This window comes from Variovorax sp. ISS6 (assembly GCF_056523145.1).
On record NZ_JAWRZC010000001.1, the window covers coordinates 4721668 to 4740139 of the forward strand.

An 18472-nucleotide genomic window follows, 5' to 3' on the forward strand; every position below is an offset into this window, starting at 1 on the left:
CCGCATGGCGGATGCCTTAGGATTCGCGCCCCGAACCCCAGGACCCCGATCATGTGGCGCGAATTCGAAAGCCTCGTCGAAAGCTCGATGAAGGAATGGAAGATCCCGGGGCTCGCGCTCGCGGTGATCGAGGATGGCGAGGTCTCGCTGCTGAAGGGCTATGGCGTGCGCGACCTGCGCGGCAGCGAGCCCGTGACCGCCGACACGCAGTTCCTGCTGTGCTCGATCACCAAGTCCTTCACCGCGGCCGGGCTCGGCCTGCTGGTCGACGAGGGCCGGCTCGCCTGGAGCCGGCCGGTGCGCGAAGTCATCCCGGAGTTCCGGCTGCACGATGCGGTGGCGACCGCGCAGCTCACGGTGCGCGATCTGCTGAGCCACCTGAGCGGCCTGCCGCGCCACGACTGGCTGCACATGCCGGCCGACCTGACGAGCGCGCAGATGCTGCCGCTGCTGCGCCACCTGGTGCCGAGCCGCGAGCTGCGCGAGGCCTTCCAGTACTCGAACCTCGGCTACATGGTCGCGGGCATCGTGATCGAGCGCCTCAGCGGACAGGGCTGGCAGGACTTCATGACCGAGCGGCTGCTCAAACCGCTGGGCTTCACGCGCTACGGCTTCGGCATCGACGCGCTGGTGGCGGCCGCCGATGCGGCCCGCCCGCACACCATGGTCGAGGGCGATCCCGTGCCCGCGCAGCTGTGGCCGGTGCCGACGGCCGCGGGCGGCGGGCTCAATGCCAGCGCCGCCGATCTCGCGAAGTGGATGCGCTGCCTGCTCGACGAAGGCCGCGTGGGCGACACGCCGCTGCTGTCGGCCAGGACGGTGCGCGAGATGGGCATGCCGCGCGCCTGGATGTCGCGCTCCGAGCATGCCGAGATCGGCGATTCGCACTACGGCCTGGGCCTGTTCTGCGAGAACTACCGCGGCGACCGCACGCTCGCGCATTCGGGCTCGTGGTTCGGCTGGGCCACGCTGATGACCGTGGTGCCCTCGCGCCGCGCGGGCGTGGCGGTGCTGACCAACCGCGCGCCGGGCGCCGTGACCTCGATCCTCACCTTCGCGGCGCTCGATCGCATCGCGGGCCGCGAGCCGGTCGACTGGTTCCAGCGGCTGCTCGCGAAGCGCCGCGCCGACCTGGTGCAGCAGCGGGTCGACGAGAAGGCGCGCACGGACCGGCGCCGCACCGGCACGCAGCCCAGCCATGCGCTCGAGGAGTACGCGGGCCGCTACGAGCATCCGGCCTACGGCTGCATCGAGATCGCGCACGAGGGCGACCACCTCGCCTGGCACTGGCGCGGCGCCGCCGGCGCGCTCACGCACTGGCACTACGACATGTTCGTCACGCCGGACCGGCCGACGGTGTTCCACCCCGACAACCTCGCGCTGAGCTTTCTCTACGACCGCGCGGGCCGCATCGACCGCATCGCGGTGCCCTTCGAGCCGATGGTGGAGGACATCGTGTTCAGGCGCGCGAAGGACGCGCCGCCAACCTAGGAAGAGAAAGGCCTAGGCGAACAGCCCCTTGTGCTCGCCGCGCAGCAGCGCCTTCTGCACCTTGCCCATGGTGTTGCGCGGCAGCTCCGGCACGATGAAGCAGCGCTTCGGGATCTTGAAGTTCGCGAGCTTCGCCTTGAGCTCGGCCACGATCGCGTCGCCATCGAGCGTGGCGCCGGGCTTCGCGATGACGATCGCCACGCCGACCTCGCCGAAGTCGGGGTGCGGCACGCCGACCACCGCGCTCTCGGCCACGCCGGCCATCTCGTTGATGTAGCCCTCGATCTCGGCCGGATAGACGTTGTAGCCGCCGCTGATGATCAGGTCCTTGCTGCGCCCGACGATGGTGATGTAGCCGCGGCCGTCGATCTTGCCCACGTCGCCGGTCTTGAAGAAGCCGTCGGCCGTGAACTCCTCCTTGGTCTTCTCGGGCATGCGCCAGTAGCCCGCGAACACGTTGGGACCGCTGACCTCGATGCCGCCGATCTCGTCGGTGGTGCAGTCGCGGCCCTGGTCGTCGCGCACGCGCAGCTGCACGCCCGGCAGCGCGAAGCCGACGGTGCCGCCGCGGCGCTCGCCCTGCTCGGGGCGGTAGGGGTTCGAGGTCAGCATGATGGTCTCGCTCATGCCGTAGCGCTCGAGGATGGTGTGGCCGGTGCGCTCGCGCCACTCGTCGAAGGTCTCGATCAGCAGCGGCGCGGAACCCGCGACGAACAGCCGCATGTTGCGCACCGCCTCGCGCGTGAGGCCGGGCTCGGCCAGCAGGCGCACGTAGAGCGTGGGCACGCCCATGAACACGGTGGCCTCGGGCAGCTTCGCGGCGATGCGCTTGGGATCGAACTTCGAGAACCAGAGGATCTTGCTGCCGTTGAGCAGCGCGCCGTGCAGCGCCACGAACAGGCCGTGCACGTGGAAGATCGGCAGCGCGTGGATCAGCACGTCGCCCTCGGTCCAGCCCCAGTAGTCCTTGAGCACTTCGGCATTCGACAGCAGGTTGCCGTGCGTGAGCATCGCGCCCTTGCTGCGTCCGGTGGTGCCGCTGGTGTAGAGGATCGCGGCCAGGTCGTCGGCCGACTTCGTGGCCGGCTTGTGCACGTCGCTGCAACTGGCCGCGACCTCGAGCAGGGTGCCGCTGCGGTCGTCGTCGAGCGTGAACACGTGGCGGGTGCCGGCGGCCGTGGCCAGCGGCGCTACCCAGGCCGCGTTGCGGCTGGTGCAGACCACCACGGCGGGCTCGGCGTTGCCGATGAAGTACTCGATCTCGGCGCTCTGGTAGGCGGTGTTGAGCGGCAGGAACACATAGCCCGCGCGCAGGGTCGCGAGGTACAGCAGCATCGCCTCGACCGACTTCTCGACCTGCACCGCGATGCGCGCGCCCTTCTCGAGCTTCAGCGCGTCGAGCAGGTTGGCGATCATCGCGCTCGCGCGGTCGAGGTCGCGCCACGAGTACGCGAGGCCGTTGTCGGTCTCGACCGCGATGGCGTCGAGGTCGGCGGGAAAGGCCGCGCGCAGGGCGGCGAACAGGTTGGCGTTGGCGGTCTTCTTCATCGGTCGGACTTCACAGGAGGCGAAAAACGAAAGGCGGGTCAGAAATCGGGCGCGCGCTTGGCGAGGAAGGCGGCGATGCCTTCGCGGTGCTCGGCCGAGTCGGCGTAGTCGTAGGCGGTGGCGACCAGCGCGGCGACCGGCTCCACCTCGGGCGGCGCGGTGTTGGCGCCGGTCACGGCATGGTGCAGCACGGCGAAGGTGCGCTTGTGCATGCGCGCGGTCTGCGGCGCGAGCCGCGCGATGCGCTCTGCATGCGCCTCGGCCGCGGCGGCCACCTCGGCATCGGGCAGCACCGAGAGCAGGAAACCCGCGTGGTAGAGCCGCGTGGCATCGTGCACGCCGGCGGCCAGCAGCATGTCGCGCGCCAGCGTGTCGCCGATGGCGCCATGCACCAGCGCGGCCTCGCGCGGCGCCATCGGAAAGCCGAGCTTCGCGATCGGCGCGCCGAACTTCGACGAGGCGCCCGCGAGGCGGATGTCGCAGCAGCTCGCGATCTCGATGCCCGCGCCCATGCAGGCACCCTCGACCTGCGCGACCAGCGGCAGCGGGCAGTCGAGCAGCGCCTGCAGCGCGGCCCAGACCTCGTTCTCGTGGAATTCGCGCAGGCTCGCGGCCTCGAAGCGGAACGACGGGTACTCGGAGATGTCGCCGCCCGCGCAGAAGGCGCCGCCCTCCCCGCGCACGATCACGCAGCGCAGCGCCGGGTCGGCGCCGAGGCCGGCCACGAGCGCGCGCAGCTCGCGCCACATCGCGCGCGTCATCGCGTTCAGGCGCGCCGGGTTCGACAGCGTGAGGAACGCGAGCGCGCCCTCGCGGCGCAGGCTGACGCTGCCCGCGCTCATTCGAGCTTGGCGCCCGAGGCCTTGACCACGGCGGCCCAGCGCTTGATCTCCGAATTGACGAAGCCGCCGTACGCGGCCATGGTCAGGTTCGGGATCTCGGAGCCGTTCTGCGCCCAGATGGCCTTGAGCTCGTCGCTCGCGAGCGATTTCTTCATGTCCTCCACCACCTTGGCCTGCACGTCGGCCGGCGTGCCCTTGGGCGCCCAGAGGCCGTACCAGGTGGTCACGGTGTAGTCGGGCAGGCCCACCTCGGCCGCGCAGGGCACGTCGGGAAAGGCCGGGTTGCGCTTGGCACCCGCCACCATCAGCGCCTTGATGCGGCCGCTCTTGATGTGCTGCGCCGAGGAACCGAGGCCGTCGAACATCAGGTCGACGTTGCCCGAGATCAGGTCGGCCAGCGCCGGGCCCGCGCCGCGGTACGGGATGTGGGTGATGAAGGTGCCGGTCTGGATCTTGAACAGCTCGCCCGCCAGGTGGTGCGAGGTGCCCGCGCCGGCCGAGCCGTAGTTGAACTTGCCGGGGCTGCGCTTCACGAGCGCGATGAACTCCTGGATGGTCGCGGCGGGCACGCGCTTGGGATTGACCACCACCACCTGCGGCACGTTGGCCAGCAGCATCAGCGGCACGAAGTCCTTCTCGATGTCGTAGTCGAGCTTGGGATAGATCGAAGGCGCGATCGCATGGTGCACCGCGCCCATGAACAGCGTGTAGCCGTCGGCCGGCGCCTTGGAGGCGATGCTCGCGCCCAGCGTGCCGCCCGCGCCGCCGCGGTTGTCGATCACCAGGGTCTGGCTCGTGAGCTTGGCGAACTGGCCCGACAGCGGACGCGCGAAGGCGTCGGTGCCGCCGCCGGCCGGGAACGGCACGACCACGTTGACCGGCTTGGTCGGCCAGTTGCCCTGCGCGGTCGCGGCGCCGCCGCAAAGAACCGCCGCGCCCGCAGCCGCCAGGCGCAACACGTCGCGCCGCTGAAAACTCTGGTTCATCTGTCTCATCTCCTGTCGTTGTGGATCGCCGCGCGAGCGACGGCCGGCGCTGTATGCGCCGGGCTTGAGGCCCGATCAGCCTTTCTTGAAAAACAGACTTTCGACGTCTCCCGACACGGCCACCTTGCCCTGCGCGAGCCAGTCGCGGTGCCGGTCCAGACGCTTGAGATCGTATAGGTAGTTCACCATGAGGCCATAGGACTGCTTCTGTCCCTTGGGCGACGGATCGCCGGCCCAGTTGAGGCGCTCGACGCGCGCGCCGTTGCCCAGGTGGAAGCGCGCGACCGGGTCGGCCGGCGTGCCGTCGACCAGCGAGCGGCCCAGGTACTCGGCCGCGCACTGCAGCAGCCACTGGCGCAGCGGCGACTTGGGGTCCAGGCTCGCGGCGGCATCGACGGCGGCCAGCAGCCGGTCGGGCGTGGGCGGCAGCGAGCCCACGAGGCGGCCGATCTCGGCGGCGCGCTTCTCGTCGAGGCGCGCGGTCATGTCGGGGGCGTTCTTCGCGAGCCAGGTGCGAAAGCCCGGGATCGGCGACAGCGTGGCGAAGGTCTTGAGCCGCGGCAGCTCGTCCTGCAGGGTCTCTACCACGCGCTTGATCAGCGAGTCGCCGAAGCTCACGCCGCGCAGGCCGTTCTGCGTGTTGCTGATCGAATAGAAGATCGCGGTGGTGGCGCGCGCCGGCGGCACCGGCACGGCCGTCTCGTCGAGCAGCGGCGTGATGCCGTCGCTCACGCGGTCGACCAGCGCCACCTCGACGAAGATCAGCGGCTCGTTGGGCAGCCGTGGATGGAAGAAGCCGTAGCAGCGGCGGTCGCTGTCGTCGAGCCGGTTCTTCACGTCGTTCCAGCTCTTGATGTCGTGCACCGCCTCGTAGCGGATCAGCTTCTCGATCAGCGAGGCCGGCGAGTTCCAGTCGATGCGGCGCAGCTCGAGGAAGGCGACGTCGAACCAGGTCGAGAACAGCTGCTCGAGCTCGGCGTCGAGCGCGAGCAGGCGGCGGTCGCCCTTGAGGCCGGGCAGCAGCTCGGCGCGCAGGTCGACCAGGAAGCGCATGCCCGCGGGCTCGACCGCGAAGCGCTGCAGCAGGCGCATCCGCGGCGACACCAGCGCGCGGCGCAGCTTGAGCTCGGCCTGGCCCTCGTCGGGCGTGCCGACGGCGGCCTGGTGCTGGTCGCGCGCGGTCTTGAGCTTTTGCGCGTCGGCGGCGAAATGCTCGCTCATCAGGGCCCAGAAATCGCGCCGCTCCTCGGGCGTGGCGGCGGCGTATTCGATCGCGATGGCATGGGCACGGCGGCCGCCCTCGACCTCGCTCACGCGCGGGTCGATCACCGACTGCATGGCGGCCAGCACGCGGCGCAGCGCGCGCGGCGACAGTGCCTCGTCGGCCTTGCGCAGGGTGGCTTCGAGCCGCTCGGCGGTGGTGCGGGCGCTGGGCTTGGGCGCGGACTTGGCGGCACCCTTCGCGGGGGCGTCGGAGGCCACCGGCACCTTGCGTTCGTTCTTGTCGCCCGTGCGCAATCGCGCCTGGAACCATTCGGTCGCACTCATCGTGGATGCACTCCCATGCAGAAAGAAAAAGACGAGGAAGAGATGGCGGACGCGGACACGACGGCGCCGCGCTTCATGGCATGACCCGCGATTTCTGCTGGTTGCGCATCACCTCGCGCAGCGCCTCGCGCTGGCGCGTCATGTGGGTGCGCATCGCGGCATCGGCGCCTTCGCTGTCGCGCGCCTTGAGCGCCGCGAACACCGCGAGATGCTCCGACAGGCTCTGCTCGAGCCGCCCCGGCGCATGCAGCTGCTGCTGGCGCGCGAGCTTGAGGATCTTGCGCAGGTCGCCGATCACCTGGGCCAGCCACTTGTTGTCGGCCAGCTGGATGATGGCCTCGTGGATCAGGTGGTTGGTGGCGTAGTAGTCGTTGATGCGCTTGGCCTTGGCGTGGCGCACCAGCCGCTCGTGCAGGGCGTCGAGCTCGTGCAGCTCGGCATCGCTGGCGTTGCGCGCCGCCTCGAAGGCGCAACGGCCCTCGAGCAGCGCGATGACCGGGAAGATCTCGTCGAGGTCGCGCTCGGTCACCTCGCGCACGAAGCAGCCGCGGCGCGGCTCGTGGCGCAGCAGGCCTTCGGCGGTGAGCACCTTGAGCGCCTCGCGCAGCGGCGTGCGCGAGATCGACAGGCGCTCGCACAGCGCGATCTCGTCGACGAAGCTGCCGGGTGCCAGGGTGCCGTCGAAGATCTGCTCGCGCAGCGTGGTGGCGACTTCGTCGTGCAGGGAGTTGTGGACCAGGCGCATGGCGGGTTCGATCGCGTAATTTCCTGTAATTACGCGTAATTCTGAGCCCGGATGCGAGGCAGCGCAAGGGCCGCGCGTGAAACGCGGGGCTCCGGACTTACCCTGGTCAGACGATAGGTTGCGTGGCCGGCGGTGCGGCACGCAGCAGGTGCAGCAGGCGCGGGACGGGGCGGTGCCCCACCCTCCCCGGCTCCCGGTGCGGCGTCAGGCCTTGCTGGCCACCGGCGGCGGCGCCTGCTCGCGGCGCGAGGCCCAGACCCACAGCGCGATGCCGCCCAGGATCATCGGCACGCAGAGCCACTGGCCCTGGCTCAGGTCGAGCGCGCGCAGGCCCAGCTCGTTGCCCGGGTGGGCAAAGATCTTGTCGGGCTCGCGGAAGAATTCGGCGATGAAGCGGAAGATGCCGTAGCCCACGAGGAAGAAGGCCGACACCTGGGCCTGCTTGCGCGGCTTGCGCGCGTAGAGCCACAGCAGCACGAACAGCAGCAGCCCCTCGAGCAGGAACTGGTAGACCTGCGAGGGATGGCGCGGCAGCATCGAGCCGCTCTGCGGGAACACCATGCCCCAGGGCAGGTCGGGGCTGCTTAAGCGGCCCCAGAGTTCGCCGTTGATGAAGTTGCCCACGCGGCCCGCCGCGAGCCCGGTCGGCACGCAGGGCGCGACGAAGTCCATCACCTGCCAGAACGGCCGCGCGCGCGAACGCGCGAACCAGACCATGGCCGCGATCACGCCGAGCATGCCGCCGTGGAAGCTCATGCCGCCTTCCCAGACCTTGAAGATCTCGAGCGGATTGAACAGGTAGAACTCGGGCCGGTAGAACAGGCAGTAGCCGAGCCGGCCGCCGACGATGACGCCGACCACGCCGAGGAACAGGATGTCCTCGATGTCCTTGCGCTGCCAGGCCCCGGCGCCCACGAGGCTGCGGTAGGGCTCGTGCTTGAGCCGCAGCGTGCCGAGGAAGTAGAACAGCGCGAAGGCCGCCAGGTAGGTCAGGCCGTACCAGTGGATGGCGATCGGCCCGAGCTGCAGGGCGATGGGATTGATCTGCGGATACATGAGCATCCGCGGATTGTGCCCGCGCCGCATGACGCGGCCGGGGGCGTGGGGGCATCCGGGGGCGCGGGCCTCAGCGCCCGAACTTCCACCAAACGATGCCGGCGACGGCGGCCGGCACGGCGAACACCAGCAGGAAGATCGGCAGCTCCTCGGCCACGCTGTAGCCGGCCTCGATCACCCCCACCGCCATGTTGATGCCGGCGCCGACGAACCAGGCCGGCACGAACCAGAGCGCGGCCGTGCCCAGGGCCGCGTCGCCGCCGCCGCCGAGCACGCGGCCGGCCAGCAGGAAAAAGGCCAGCAGCACGAAGCCGCTGCCCATCACGATGAGCGTGTGCATCGCTTCTCGGCGCGATGCGTCAGCGCGTGGTGTAGCCGCCGTTGGCGAAGATGGTCTGGCCGGTGATCCACCAGCCCTCGGTGACCAGGAAGCGCACGATGGGCGCGATGTCCTCGATGTCGGTCAGGCCCTTCTTCGAGAACTTGCTGAGCGCGGCGGCGCTGCTGTGGTAGTCCACCGCCTCCTTGCTCTCCTGGCCGTAGAAGAAGGGCGTGTCCATCGGGCCCGGGCCGATCGCGTTGACCGAGATGCCGCGCTCGCCGAACTCCTTGGAGGCGGCGCGCGTGTAGTGCTCCACCGCGGCCTTCGAGCCCGGGTAGATCGCATAGAACGGCGTGTAGGCCGCGAGCAGCGAGCTCACGATCGTGACGATGCTGCCGCCCTCGGCCAGCGTGCGGCCGGCCTGCTGGATGAAGAAGAAGGCGGCCTTGGCATTGGCGTCGAAGCTCTTGTCGTAGTCGGCTTCGGTGACCTCGAGGATCGGCTTCTTGATGACCACGCCCGCGGTGTTGATCGCGATGTCGACCTGGCCGAACTGCTTGACGGCCTGGTCGAACAGCTTGACGTTGTTCTCGACCACCGCGAGGTCGCCCTGCACCAGCAGGGTGTCGGCGCCCTTGGCCTCGAGGGCGGCGGCGGTCTTCTCGGCATCGGCGCGCGAGCTGTCGCTGTTGTAGTGGATGGCGACGCCGCGCACGCCCCCGTCGACCAGTTGCTGGGCGACGAGCGCGCCGAGGTTCTTGCCGCCGCCGGCGATGACGGCGACCTTGTTCTTCAATGTGCGTGCGGACATGGGGATCTCCTGGGTTGAAAGCCATTGATGTGTGACACGGGGGCAGTGTATTGATCGTCAGACGGCCGATAAATAGGCAATTCGAGGCTAGACTGTTCGGAAATCCCCAAACAATCCCTTCCCGCCCGGCGCCCTTCTCATGGACCGCATCGACCTCCTCCAGGTCTTCCTGCGCGTGGCCGAATCCGGCAGCTTCACGCGCGCCGCCGACCGCCTCGGCCTGCCGCGCGCCACCATCTCGACCGCGGTGCAGCAGCTCGAGGCGCGGCTGGGCTCGCGGCTGCTCCACCGCACCACGCGGCGCGTGGGCCTCACGCCCGACGGCGAGGTGCTGCTCGAGCGCGCCCGCGCGCTGGTGGCCGACATGGACGACCTCGAGCAGCAGTTCCTGCCCGCGCACGGCAGCGTGGGCGGGCGGCTCAAGGTCGACGTGCCCAGCCGCATCGCGCGGCTTTTGATCGCGCCCGCACTGCCCGATTTCTTCGCGCGCTACCCGGCGCTCGAGCTCGAACTCGGCTCGAGCGACCGCGCGGTCGACCTGGTGCACGAGGGCGTGGACTGCGCGCTGCGCGTGGGGCCGCTGGCCAGCAGCAGCCTGGTGGCGCGGCCGCTCGGGCACTTCACGCTGGTCAACTGCGCGAGCCCGGCCTACCTGGCGCGGCACGGCACGCCGCGCACGCCGGCCGACTTGCCGCAGCACCTGGCGGTGAACTACGCCTCGCCGACCAGCGGCCGCGCGGCGCCCTGGGAATGGCAGCGCGACGGCGAAACCGCCTCGCTGCGCATGCGCAGCCAGGTGACGGCCAACAACGCCGAGACCTACATCGCCTGCGCGCTCGCGGGCCTGGGGCTGATCCAGATCCCGCTGTACGACGTGCGCACGCAGCTCGCGGCCGGCGAGCTGGTCGAGCTGATGCCCGACGCGCGCGCCGAGCCGCTGCCGGTGCACCTCGTGTACCCGCACCGGCGCAACCTGTCGCGGCGCCTGCAGGCCTTCGCGGGCTGGCTCGAGACGCTGCTGGCCGCCGCGCTCGACGGGCCGCCGCCCTCTTCCGCCGCTACGCCGCGCCGCGCGCGGCCGCCGGCTGGCGCTCCCGCACGAACGCGATGAAGCGCTCGAGCGCCGGGTTGGCGGCCTCCGCCGGCCACACCAGGCTGGTTTCGCAGCGCGGCAGCGCCGACGCGGCGCGGCGCCGGCCCGCGGGCGCGAACTCGCCGGCGCCCCGGTAGACCACGCCCGCGCGCCGGAACTGCGTGACGCTCTCGGGCACCCAGGCCACGCCGATGCCGCCCGAGACCAGGTTGACGATGGTCTGCATCTGGATCGCCTCCTGCGCCAGCTGAGGCACGCGCCCGGCCGCGTGGTAGAGCGCGAAGACCGCGTCGTGCAGCGAAGGCACGATGCGGCGCGGGAAGATCACCAGCGGCTCGGCCAGCACCTCGGCCAGCGGCAGCTTCTCGGCGCTCGCGAGCGCGTGCCGCTGCGGCAGGGCCAGCACCAGCGGCTCCTGCGACACCGCCAGCCGCGCCAGCCCCGGCGGCGCGGCGCCCGGCGAATGCAGCATCAGGCCGGCATCGATCTCGCCGCGCGCGAAGGCCTCGAGCTGCACGTCGCCCGTGGCCTCGACCAGCTCGAGCGCCACCTCGGGGCAGAGCACGCGGAACTCGCGCACCCAGTCCGGCAACTGCTCGAAGCCCACGGTCGAGACGAAGGCGATGCGCACCCGCCCCACCTGCCCGGCCGCGGCCGCGCGGGCGCGCGCCGGCAGCGCCTGGGCGCGCGCCAGCAGCTCGCGCACGTCGGGCAGCAGCGCCTCGCCGGCCGGCGTGAGCGCCACGCGGCGCCGCGTGCGGTCGAACAGCACCACGCCCAGGGTCTTCTCGAGCTGGGCGATGGCCTGCGTGACCGGCGGCTGGGTCATGTGCAGGCGCTGCGCGGCGCGGCCGAAATGCAGTTCCTCGGCCACGGCCACGAACTGGCGCCAGGCCCGCAGGTCGATCAGGCTTTCATTCATATGCCAAGCATATCAATCAGCCTCTCAAAATGGATTGGAAGCAATCAATCAGAAGTCCGATACTTGGCGCTCCCCGGTTTTCCCTCCCCACGATCGAAGAGACACCCACCATGGACACCAAGCCAATCCAGATCAATCGCCGCAGCGCCAACATCGTCGAAGGCAAGAGCCGCGCGCCCAACCGTTCGATGTTCTACGCGATGGGCTACGAGGAAGGCGACTTCAAGAAGCCGATGGTCGGCGTCGCCAACGGCCACAGCACCATCACGCCCTGCAACTCGGGCCTGCAGAAGCTGGCCGACGCGGCCATCGCGGGCATCGAGGAAGCCGGCGGCAACGCGCAGGTGTTCGGCACCCCCACCATCTCCGACGGCATGGCCATGGGCACCGAAGGCATGAAGTACTCGCTGGTGAGCCGCGAGGTGATCTCGGACTGCATCGAGACCTGCGTCGGCGGCCAGTGGATGGACGGCGTGCTGGTGGTCGGCGGCTGCGACAAGAACATGCCCGGCGGCCTGATGGGCATGCTGCGCGCCAACGTGCCCGCCATCTACGTCTACGGCGGCACCATCCTGCCGGGCCGCTACAAGGGCCAGGACCTCAACATCGTGAGCGTGTTCGAGGCCGTGGGCCAGAACGCCGCCGGCAACATGAGCGACGAGGACCTGCTCGAGATCGAGAAGCGCGCCATTCCCGGCACCGGCTCGTGCGGCGGCATGTACACGGCCAACACCATGTCGAGCGCCTTCGAGGCCCTCGGCATCTCGCTGCCCTACTCGTCGACCATGGCGAACCCGCACGACGAGAAGGCCAACTCGGCCAAGGAATCGGCCAAGGTGCTGATCGAGGCGATCAAGAAGGACCTGAAGCCGCGCGACATCGTGACCAAGAAGGCGATCGAGAACGCGGTGGCGGTGATCATGGCCACGGGCGGCTCGACCAACGCGGTGCTGCACTTCCTCGCGATCGCGCACGCGGCCGGCGTGGAATGGACCATCGACGACTTCGAGCGCATGCGCAAGAAGGTGCCGGTGATCTGCGACCTGAAGCCCTCGGGCAAGTACCTCGCGGTCGACCTGCACCAGGCCGGCGGCATTCCGCAGGTCATGAAGGTGCTGCTCAACGCCGGCCTGCTGCATGGCGACTGCATCACCATCAGCGGCCAGACCATCGCAGAAGTGCTCAAGGACGTGCCCGACGTGCCGCGCGCCGACCAGGACGTGATCCGCCCGATCGACAAGCCGATGTACGACGAAGGCCACCTGGCGATCCTCAAGGGCAACCTGTCGCCCGAAGGCGCGGTCGCCAAGATCACGGGCCTCAAGAACCCGGTCATCACCGGCCCGGCGCGCGTGTTCGACGACGAGCAGTCGGCGCTCAAGGCCATCCTCGACGGCAAGATCGTGGCCGGCGACGTGATGGTGCTGCGCTACCTCGGCCCCAAGGGCGGCCCGGGCATGCCCGAGATGCTCGCGCCCACCGGCGCGCTGATCGGCGCGGGCCTCGGCGAGAGCGTGGGCCTGATCACCGACGGCCGCTTCTCGGGCGGCACCTGGGGCATGGTGGTGGGCCACGTGGCGCCCGAAGCGGCGGCCGGCGGCACCATCGCCTTCGTCCACGAGGGCGACTCGATCACCATCGATGCGCACGCGCTCAAGCTCGAGCTCAACGTGCCCGAGGCCGAGATCGCCAAGCGCCGCGAAGGCTGGAAGGCCCCGGCCCCGCGCTACACGCGCGGCGTGCAGGCCAAGTTCGCGTTCAACGCCTCGAGCGCGAGCTCGGGCGCGGTGCTCGACAAGTTCTGAAGCCCGGCGCTCAGGCCGTGGCGGCCGGTGGCTGCCACGGTTTCGCCACGTCCTCGTAGCCGATGGACTTCGGGCGCAGGCGCGGCAGCAGGTCGTCGAAGCGCGCGAAACGCAGCACTTCGCGCGGCGGACCGCGGTCCAGGTCGTCCACGACCAGCACGGCCGGGACCTCCGCGCCGCTGCCGCGATAGTCGAGCATGACCACCCTGCCGTGGTCGGCCTCGAGCACCAGGAGGCGCCGCGGCTCGTCGAAGCCTTGCTTCCACGGCGTTTCGCCGGGCGGGAACACGATGCGGTCCGACAGCTCGGCCAGCGTCGCGAGGTACTCCATCGGCATCAGGTAGCGCAGGACCTCGCTGTACGGCTGGCCGTCGCCGTCGGCGATGTCGACCCAGCGGCACGAGACGCCGCCGCCGTTCTTCACGCGCCACAGCGCCACGAGCGCACGTGGCAGCCGCAGGCCCAGCCGCGCCTCGGTCTGCGCGACCAGCGCATCGTCGGCCACCAGTTGCGGCTCGGAGCCGTCCTTGCGCTGCACGGCATTGAGATGGAAGAAATGCGACTGCGCCTCGCCCCAGAACATCGAGGCGCGCCATTGCTCCGGTGCCTCGCCCAGCGGCGGGCCGAGATCGCGCGCGACCGTTCGCGCCACGCCGCGCTCCGGACGCACGCGCCGCAGCGCCGCGAAGAAATCGTCGAAGCTCTCGAAGGCGATGTCGACCGGCTCCACGCCGGGCTGGCGATCGAAGTCCGCGATCAGCACCCGCGCCTGCGGCCCGCGCGTGTAGTCGAGCAGGGTCATGTCGCCGTAGCGGGCCTGCAGCACCACCAGCTTGTCGGCGCCGGCCGGCACGTCCTCGGGATCGTGCGTGAAGTCCTCGTAGTGCTCGGCCACGGTGCGCAGCTCGGCCAGCGTCGCGAGGCTCGAATAGTCGATGGAGAAGGCACCGCGCCAGTCGTCGTGGAACGGCCCCGCGTCGCGCTTCAGCGGCACGTAGAGCCAGCCCACGTAGCCGCCGTTCATGCGCCCATAGAGCGCGCGCAGCGTGTCGGGCAGTCGAAAGCCCAGCCGCGCCTCGGCGGCTTCGATCATGGCTTCGCTGGCCGCGAACGGCGGCTTCTCGACCGGCGTGCCGCGCTGCGCGAGCGCTTCGCGCGCGGCATTGGTGCGCCAGTAGCCGGGGGACTCGAAGAAGGTGTCGCGATCGAGCGGCGCCGGATCGATGTCGAGTTCGGGCTCGGCCTCCGCTGCGGGCGATGCGCGCGATGGCGTGGCAGCCACGGGCTCGGGCGCCGCGGCCTCGAGCCGGATGATCGCCGCGCTCACGGCGACTGCCAGCACGAACAGCGCCGCGGCCCACTGCGCATCGGCGCCCGAGAACACAGCGATCGGCGCGGTGGGCGCCAGCAGCATGCTCAGGCCCAGACCGAGCAGGTAGAACACGCCCGCGAGCACCGCCTGGATCGGCAGCGTCACCAGCGCCGACAGCACGATCCGCTTCGCACCGCCGAGCCGCCAGGCCAGCGTCCAGGCATTCCACTTGCCGAGCGCATAGAGCACGGTGAACAGCGGCGTCGCGAGCAGCACGATCCATGGCGAGCGATGCAGCCAGCCGGCCGCGCCCATGGCCAGCACGATCAGCAAGCCCATGGCGATCCGCAGCACGGGCGCGAGCCCGCTCGACGGCATGCGTGTGGTCATTTCGATCCTCCCCGGTGAAGCGCCGCGATGCATGCGGCGCGTCGGAAGAGTTTCACATGCGGACCACGGCGGGCCCGTCAGCGCACAGGACTCAGCGGCGTGGGCGCGATCCGGTGCCGGTCTTCAGGCCCATGTTGGCCTTCTGCCGGTCGATGCGCGCCTGACGGCGCGCGTCCTCGCGCTCGACCACCTTGCGCTTGGTGTAGCCCGAGGCATCGGCCCAGGCCCACCAGGCCACGGCGAGCGCGAAAGGAATCAGCACGATCCACCAGCTCCAGGTGCCGACCGGGCCGACTTCGAAGTATTTGAGGGCCACGCCCAGGATGCCCAGCACCAGAAACCACATCGCGAATCCTCCGGGTCGTATCGCGCGATGCGGTCGCGCGCCGGTGGCCGGCGCTCCCTACAATCATCATCGCGTTGAGCCATCGAATGTAACTCAGCCCTTACACAAACAGAGAATCCGATCCCCATGAAAAGAGCCCTGCTGTTCGCGACCCTGGCCCTCGGCCTGGCAGCCCCCGCCTTCGCCGACCTGGCGCTGGCCACCTCGAAGAACTGCATGAGCTGCCATGCGGTCGAGCGCAAGGTGCTCGGCCCCTCGTTCAAGGACGTGGCGGCCAAGTACAAGGACAACGCGGGCGCGGCCGACATGCTGGCCGGCAAGATCATCAAGGGCGGTTCGGGCGTGTGGGGCCCGGTGCCCATGCCGGCCAACAACCAGGTCAGCGAAGCCGACGCGAAGAAGCTCGCGGCCTGGATCCTGTCGACGAAATAAGGCGGCCCCTCAGATCCGCGGCTCGATGTCCGCGGGCAGCGAGGGCCGGCGCTCGATGCGGTCCTCGAGCTGGCCGATGTGCGCGGCCAGCGTGTTGTCGGACTGGTCCGAACGCAGCCGCACCGCGGACTCGAGCTGGTCGATGCGCGCCAGCAGCGCCGTCTGGCGCTCTGCGTTCTGCGCCATGTGCTGGTTCTCCTGCGCCTGCAGGAAGTTGCGCAGCTCGGTGAAGCGCGAGGCCTCGGCCTTGTCGGCGAGGTCGCGCTGCACCTGCATCTCCTTGGTGTGGCGCTTGGTGTCGAGCAGCACCGCGCTGTGCAGGTACAGCACGTAGACCAGGAAGAAGGCCGCCAGCACCACGGTGAGCCCCAGCATGATCAGGCCCAGCGGCGCCGAGACGGTCATGAAGCCCAGCCACACGTCGGTGGGCGTGGACAGCGTGCCCCAGTTGAGCGCGGCCAGCGCCGCGATCAGCAGCACGATGACGAACAGGAAAGCGGATCTCACGCCCATGGGGGCCTCCTTCGGAAAGATCGAACACGTTGGGAACCCGCGCGCTTCGAGGCGCGCGGTGGTGCCAGCGGTTTTACCTCAGCGAAGGGGCCTGCCCGGCCCTCGGCCCGGCACAGACGCCCCTGTCCTACAGCAGGAATGCCGTGTTGATCAGTTCGTCTGCGACAACTGCTCCAGGATCGCCGGGTTCTCCAGCGTCGAGGTGTCCTGCGTGATCGCCTCGCCCTTGGCGATGCTGCGCAGCAGCCGCCGCATGATCTTGCCGCTGCGCGTCTTGGGCAGGTTGTCGCCGAAGCGGATGTCCTTGGGCTTGGCGATCGGACCGATCTCCTTGGCCACCCAGTTGCGCAACTCGGTGGCGATCTGTTTCGCCTCCTCGCCGGTCGGGCGCGCGCGCTTGAGCACCACGAAGGCGCACACCGCCTCGCCCGTCACGTCGTCGGGACGCCCCACCACCGCGGCCTCGGCCACGAGGTCGGTCTTGGACACCAGCGCCGACTCGATCTCCATCGTGCCCAGCCGGTGGCCCGAGACATTGAGCACGTCGTCGATGCGGCCCGTGATGCGGAAGTAGCCGCGGTCCGCACTGCGCACCGCGCCGTCGCCCGCCAGGTAGATCGTGCCGCCCATCTCTTCGGGGAAATAGCTCTTCTTGAAGCGCTCGGGGTCGTTCCAGATGGTGCGGATCATCGAGGGCCAGGGCCGCTTGATCACCAGCATGCCGCCCGCGCCGTTGGGCAGGTCCTTGCCGGTCTCGTCCACGATCGCGGCCATGATGCCCGGCAGCGGCAAGGTGCACGAGCCCGGCACCAGCGGCGTGGCGCCCGGCAGCGGCGTGATCACGTGGCCGCCGGTCTCGGTCTGCCAGAAGGTGTCGACGATCGGGCAGCGCTCGCCGCCGATATTTCGGTGGTACCACATCCACGCCTCGGGATTGATCGGCTCGCCGACCGAGCCGAGGATGCGCAGGCTCGTGAGATCCCAGTTCTTCGGATGCACCTTCTCGTCGCCCTCGGCCGCCTTGATCAGCGAGCGGATCGCGGTGGGCGCGGTGTAGAACACGCTGACCTTGTGCTTCTCGATCATCTGCCAGAAGCGTCCCGCATGCGGGAAGGTGGGGATGCCCTCGAACACCACCTGCGTGGCGCCGGCCGCGAGCGGGCCGTAGGCGACGTAGGTGTGGCCCGTGATCCAGCCGATGTCGGCGGTGCACCAGAACACGTCCTCGGGGCGGATGTCGAAGGTCCAGTCCATCGTCATCTTGGCCCACAGCAGGTAGCCGCCGGTGGCGTGCTGCACGCCCTTGGGCTTGCCGGTGGAACCCGAGGTGTAGAGGATGAAGAGCGGGTGCTCGGCATTCACCGGCTCGGGCGCGCACTCGCTGCTCTGGCCGGCCAGCGCCTCGGCGAAGGTCTTGTCGCGGCCTTCGACGCGGTTCCAGGCCGAGGGTGTGCGTTCGTAGACGAACACGGTCTTGATCGACTCGCAGCCGCCGAGCGCGATGCCGTCGTCGACGATGGCCTTGAGCGGCAGCTCCTTGCCGCCACGCAGCTGGAAGTTGGCGGTGATGACCGCGACCGCGCCGGCATCGATGATGCGTTCCTGCAGCGCCTTGGCCGAGAAGCCGCCGAACACCACGCTGTGGGTGGCGCCGATGCGCGCGCAGGCCTGCATCGCGATCACGCCCTCGACCGTCATCGGCATGTAGACGATGACGCGGTCGCCCTTCTGGATGCCGGAGGCCTTGAGCGCATTGGCGAACTGGCTCACGCGCGCGAGCAGTTCCTTGTAGGTGACCTGGGTGACGGTGCCGTCGTCGGCCTCGAAGACGATGGCGGTCTTGTTCTCGACGGGCGTGCCGATGTGGCGGTCGAGGCAGTTGGCGCTGGCGTTGAGTTCGCCGTCGCCGAACCATTGGTAGAACGGCGCGTTCGATTCGTCGAGGATCCTGCTGAAGGGCTTGGCCCACTGCAGGTGGCTCGTGGCCTGGCGGCTCCAGAAGCCCTCGAAGTCTTCCTCCGCTTCCTTGCACAGCGCCTCGTAGGCGGCCATGCCGGAAATGCGGGCGCCTTGCGTGGCGCGGGCATCGGGCGGGAACACGCGGTTCTCGACCAGGACGGATTCAATGTTCTTCGATGCGCTGCTCATGTCTCGTGTCTCCTGGATGAATTGCGGCCGTAATGTCGGCGCGACCACTTACGGGCCACTGACGCCAAACTGGCGTGCTGCTGACAGACCCCCGATGTTAGAGCCCGGGGTTATCACGAGTGCGTCACCGGGACACCCCTAGAATCTCGCTCCCCGTCACAC

At 69.7% G+C, this 18472-nt stretch carries 17 protein-coding genes; 4 read left to right on the top strand and 13 right to left on the bottom strand.

What is annotated here, in order from left to right:
* Positions 1 to 51 precede the first annotated feature (51 nt).
* Complete coding sequence (locus tag AC1HIL_RS21935) at positions 52 to 1491, top strand: serine hydrolase (RefSeq protein ID WP_479670004.1); 1440 nt, start codon at positions 52 to 54, stop codon at positions 1489 to 1491.
* Between the two features lie 12 nt (positions 1492 to 1503).
* Here AC1HIL_RS21935 and AC1HIL_RS21940 read toward each other — a convergent pair whose 3' ends face one another.
* From AC1HIL_RS21940 to AC1HIL_RS21975, 8 genes are all read right to left on the bottom strand, one after another.
* On the bottom strand, positions 1504 to 3039 hold the full coding sequence (locus AC1HIL_RS21940; RefSeq protein ID WP_431509153.1) for a malonate--CoA ligase: 1536 nt from the start codon (positions 3037 to 3039) through the stop codon (positions 1504 to 1506).
* 38 nt (positions 3040 to 3077) lie between these two features.
* Positions 3078 to 3881: an enoyl-CoA hydratase/isomerase family protein gene (locus AC1HIL_RS21945; RefSeq protein ID WP_479670005.1), complete on the bottom strand. Its 804-nt coding sequence runs from the start codon at positions 3879 to 3881 to the stop codon at positions 3078 to 3080.
* Positions 3878 to 4867 (bottom strand): Bug family tripartite tricarboxylate transporter substrate binding protein, encoded by a 990-nt coding sequence (locus AC1HIL_RS21950; RefSeq protein ID WP_479670006.1) that lies wholly within the window; start codon positions 4865 to 4867, stop codon positions 3878 to 3880. Before AC1HIL_RS21950 ends, AC1HIL_RS21945 begins: the two co-directional genes overlap by 4 nt.
* 75 nt (positions 4868 to 4942) lie before the next feature.
* A complete protein-coding gene (locus tag AC1HIL_RS21955) occupies positions 4943 to 6415 on the bottom strand; it encodes a malonyl-CoA decarboxylase (protein WP_261210625.1) in 1473 nt (490 codons plus the stop codon).
* 73 nt (positions 6416 to 6488) lie between these two features.
* Complete coding sequence (locus AC1HIL_RS21960) at positions 6489 to 7160, bottom strand: GntR family transcriptional regulator (protein ID WP_057594552.1); 672 nt, start codon at positions 7158 to 7160, stop codon at positions 6489 to 6491.
* A gap of 204 nt (positions 7161 to 7364) precedes the next feature.
* Positions 7365 to 8222, bottom strand: a complete 858-nt coding sequence (lgt, locus tag AC1HIL_RS21965) for a prolipoprotein diacylglyceryl transferase (protein WP_479670007.1) — start codon at positions 8220 to 8222, stop codon at positions 7365 to 7367.
* Between the two features lie 64 nt (positions 8223 to 8286).
* Entirely contained in the window at positions 8287 to 8556 is a 270-nt protein-coding gene (locus AC1HIL_RS21970; RefSeq protein ID WP_057594550.1) for a hypothetical protein, read from the bottom strand.
* 19 nt (positions 8557 to 8575) lie between these two features.
* The gene (locus tag AC1HIL_RS21975; protein ID WP_261210623.1) at positions 8576 to 9349 is read right to left on the bottom strand and encodes an SDR family oxidoreductase; all 774 of its coding nucleotides are present in this window, start codon (positions 9347 to 9349) and stop codon (positions 8576 to 8578) included.
* A gap of 139 nt (positions 9350 to 9488) precedes the next feature.
* Between AC1HIL_RS21975 and AC1HIL_RS21980 the strand changes: the two genes are divergently transcribed.
* A complete protein-coding gene (locus AC1HIL_RS21980) occupies positions 9489 to 10460 on the top strand; it encodes a LysR family transcriptional regulator (protein WP_057594548.1) in 972 nt (323 codons plus the stop codon).
* Here AC1HIL_RS21980 and AC1HIL_RS21985 read toward each other — a convergent pair.
* Positions 10408 to 11364, bottom strand: coding sequence for a LysR family transcriptional regulator (locus tag AC1HIL_RS21985; protein WP_479670008.1), 957 nt, complete (start codon positions 11362 to 11364; stop codon positions 10408 to 10410). The genes AC1HIL_RS21980 and AC1HIL_RS21985 overlap by 53 nt on opposite strands.
* Before the next feature lie 110 nt (positions 11365 to 11474).
* Here AC1HIL_RS21985 and ilvD point away from each other — a divergent pair, with 110 nt between their 5' ends.
* Positions 11475 to 13169, top strand: a complete 1695-nt coding sequence (gene ilvD / locus AC1HIL_RS21990; RefSeq protein ID WP_057594546.1) for a dihydroxy-acid dehydratase — start codon at positions 11475 to 11477, stop codon at positions 13167 to 13169.
* Between the two features lie 10 nt (positions 13170 to 13179).
* Here the strand turns inward: ilvD and AC1HIL_RS21995 are convergent, their stop codons facing one another.
* Both AC1HIL_RS21995 and AC1HIL_RS22000 read right to left on the bottom strand, forming a co-directional pair.
* Positions 13180 to 14871: an SMI1/KNR4 family protein gene (locus tag AC1HIL_RS21995; protein WP_479670009.1), complete on the bottom strand. Its 1692-nt coding sequence runs from the start codon at positions 14869 to 14871 to the stop codon at positions 13180 to 13182.
* Between the two features lie 91 nt (positions 14872 to 14962).
* Complete coding sequence (locus tag AC1HIL_RS22000) at positions 14963 to 15217, bottom strand: TIGR04438 family Trp-rich protein (RefSeq protein WP_057594544.1); 255 nt, start codon at positions 15215 to 15217, stop codon at positions 14963 to 14965.
* Between the two features lie 126 nt (positions 15218 to 15343).
* Between AC1HIL_RS22000 and AC1HIL_RS22005 the strand changes: the two genes are divergently transcribed.
* Complete coding sequence (locus AC1HIL_RS22005; RefSeq protein WP_057594543.1) at positions 15344 to 15649, top strand: c-type cytochrome; 306 nt, start codon at positions 15344 to 15346, stop codon at positions 15647 to 15649.
* A gap of 9 nt (positions 15650 to 15658) precedes the next feature.
* Here the strand turns inward: AC1HIL_RS22005 and AC1HIL_RS22010 are convergent, their stop codons facing one another.
* The gene (locus AC1HIL_RS22010) at positions 15659 to 16162 is read right to left on the bottom strand and encodes a hypothetical protein (protein ID WP_057594542.1); all 504 of its coding nucleotides are present in this window, start codon (positions 16160 to 16162) and stop codon (positions 15659 to 15661) included.
* 150 nt (positions 16163 to 16312) lie between these two features.
* Positions 16313 to 18310: an acetate--CoA ligase gene (gene acs / locus AC1HIL_RS22015; RefSeq protein WP_479670010.1), complete on the bottom strand. Its 1998-nt coding sequence runs from the start codon at positions 18308 to 18310 to the stop codon at positions 16313 to 16315.
* Between the last annotated feature and the right edge of the window lie 162 nt (positions 18311 to 18472).

Bases quoted from the DNA above. Each gene is read 5' to 3' on its own strand.
- AC1HIL_RS21935 (WP_479670004.1), top strand. From the start codon at position 52: ATGTGGCGCGAATTCGAAAGCCTCGTCGAAAGCTCGATGAAGGAATGG.
- AC1HIL_RS21940 (WP_431509153.1), bottom strand. From the start codon at position 3,039: ATGAAGAAGACCGCCAACGCCAACCTGTTCGCCGCCCTGCGCGCGGCC.
- AC1HIL_RS21945 (WP_479670005.1), bottom strand. From the start codon at position 3,881: ATGAGCGCGGGCAGCGTCAGCCTGCGCCGCGAGGGCGCGCTCGCGTTC.
- AC1HIL_RS21950 (WP_479670006.1), bottom strand. From the start codon at position 4,867: ATGAACCAGAGTTTTCAGCGGCGCGACGTGTTGCGCCTGGCGGCTGCG.
- AC1HIL_RS21955 (WP_261210625.1), bottom strand. From the start codon at position 6,415: ATGAGTGCGACCGAATGGTTCCAGGCGCGATTGCGCACGGGCGACAAG.
- AC1HIL_RS21960 (WP_057594552.1), bottom strand. From the start codon at position 7,160: ATGCGCCTGGTCCACAACTCCCTGCACGACGAAGTCGCCACCACGCTG.
- lgt (WP_479670007.1), bottom strand. From the start codon at position 8,222: ATGCTCATGTATCCGCAGATCAATCCCATCGCCCTGCAGCTCGGGCCG.
- AC1HIL_RS21970 (WP_057594550.1), bottom strand. From the start codon at position 8,556: ATGCACACGCTCATCGTGATGGGCAGCGGCTTCGTGCTGCTGGCCTTT.
- AC1HIL_RS21975 (WP_261210623.1), bottom strand. From the start codon at position 9,349: ATGTCCGCACGCACATTGAAGAACAAGGTCGCCGTCATCGCCGGCGGC.
- AC1HIL_RS21980 (WP_057594548.1), top strand. From the start codon at position 9,489: ATGGACCGCATCGACCTCCTCCAGGTCTTCCTGCGCGTGGCCGAATCC.
- AC1HIL_RS21985 (WP_479670008.1), bottom strand. From the start codon at position 11,364: ATGAATGAAAGCCTGATCGACCTGCGGGCCTGGCGCCAGTTCGTGGCC.
- ilvD (WP_057594546.1), top strand. From the start codon at position 11,475: ATGGACACCAAGCCAATCCAGATCAATCGCCGCAGCGCCAACATCGTC.
- AC1HIL_RS21995 (WP_479670009.1), bottom strand. From the start codon at position 14,871: ATGACCACACGCATGCCGTCGAGCGGGCTCGCGCCCGTGCTGCGGATC.
- AC1HIL_RS22000 (WP_057594544.1), bottom strand. From the start codon at position 15,217: ATGTGGTTTCTGGTGCTGGGCATCCTGGGCGTGGCCCTCAAATACTTC.
- AC1HIL_RS22005 (WP_057594543.1), top strand. From the start codon at position 15,344: ATGAAAAGAGCCCTGCTGTTCGCGACCCTGGCCCTCGGCCTGGCAGCC.
- AC1HIL_RS22010 (WP_057594542.1), bottom strand. From the start codon at position 16,162: ATGGGCGTGAGATCCGCTTTCCTGTTCGTCATCGTGCTGCTGATCGCG.
- acs (WP_479670010.1), bottom strand. From the start codon at position 18,310: ATGAGCAGCGCATCGAAGAACATTGAATCCGTCCTGGTCGAGAACCGC.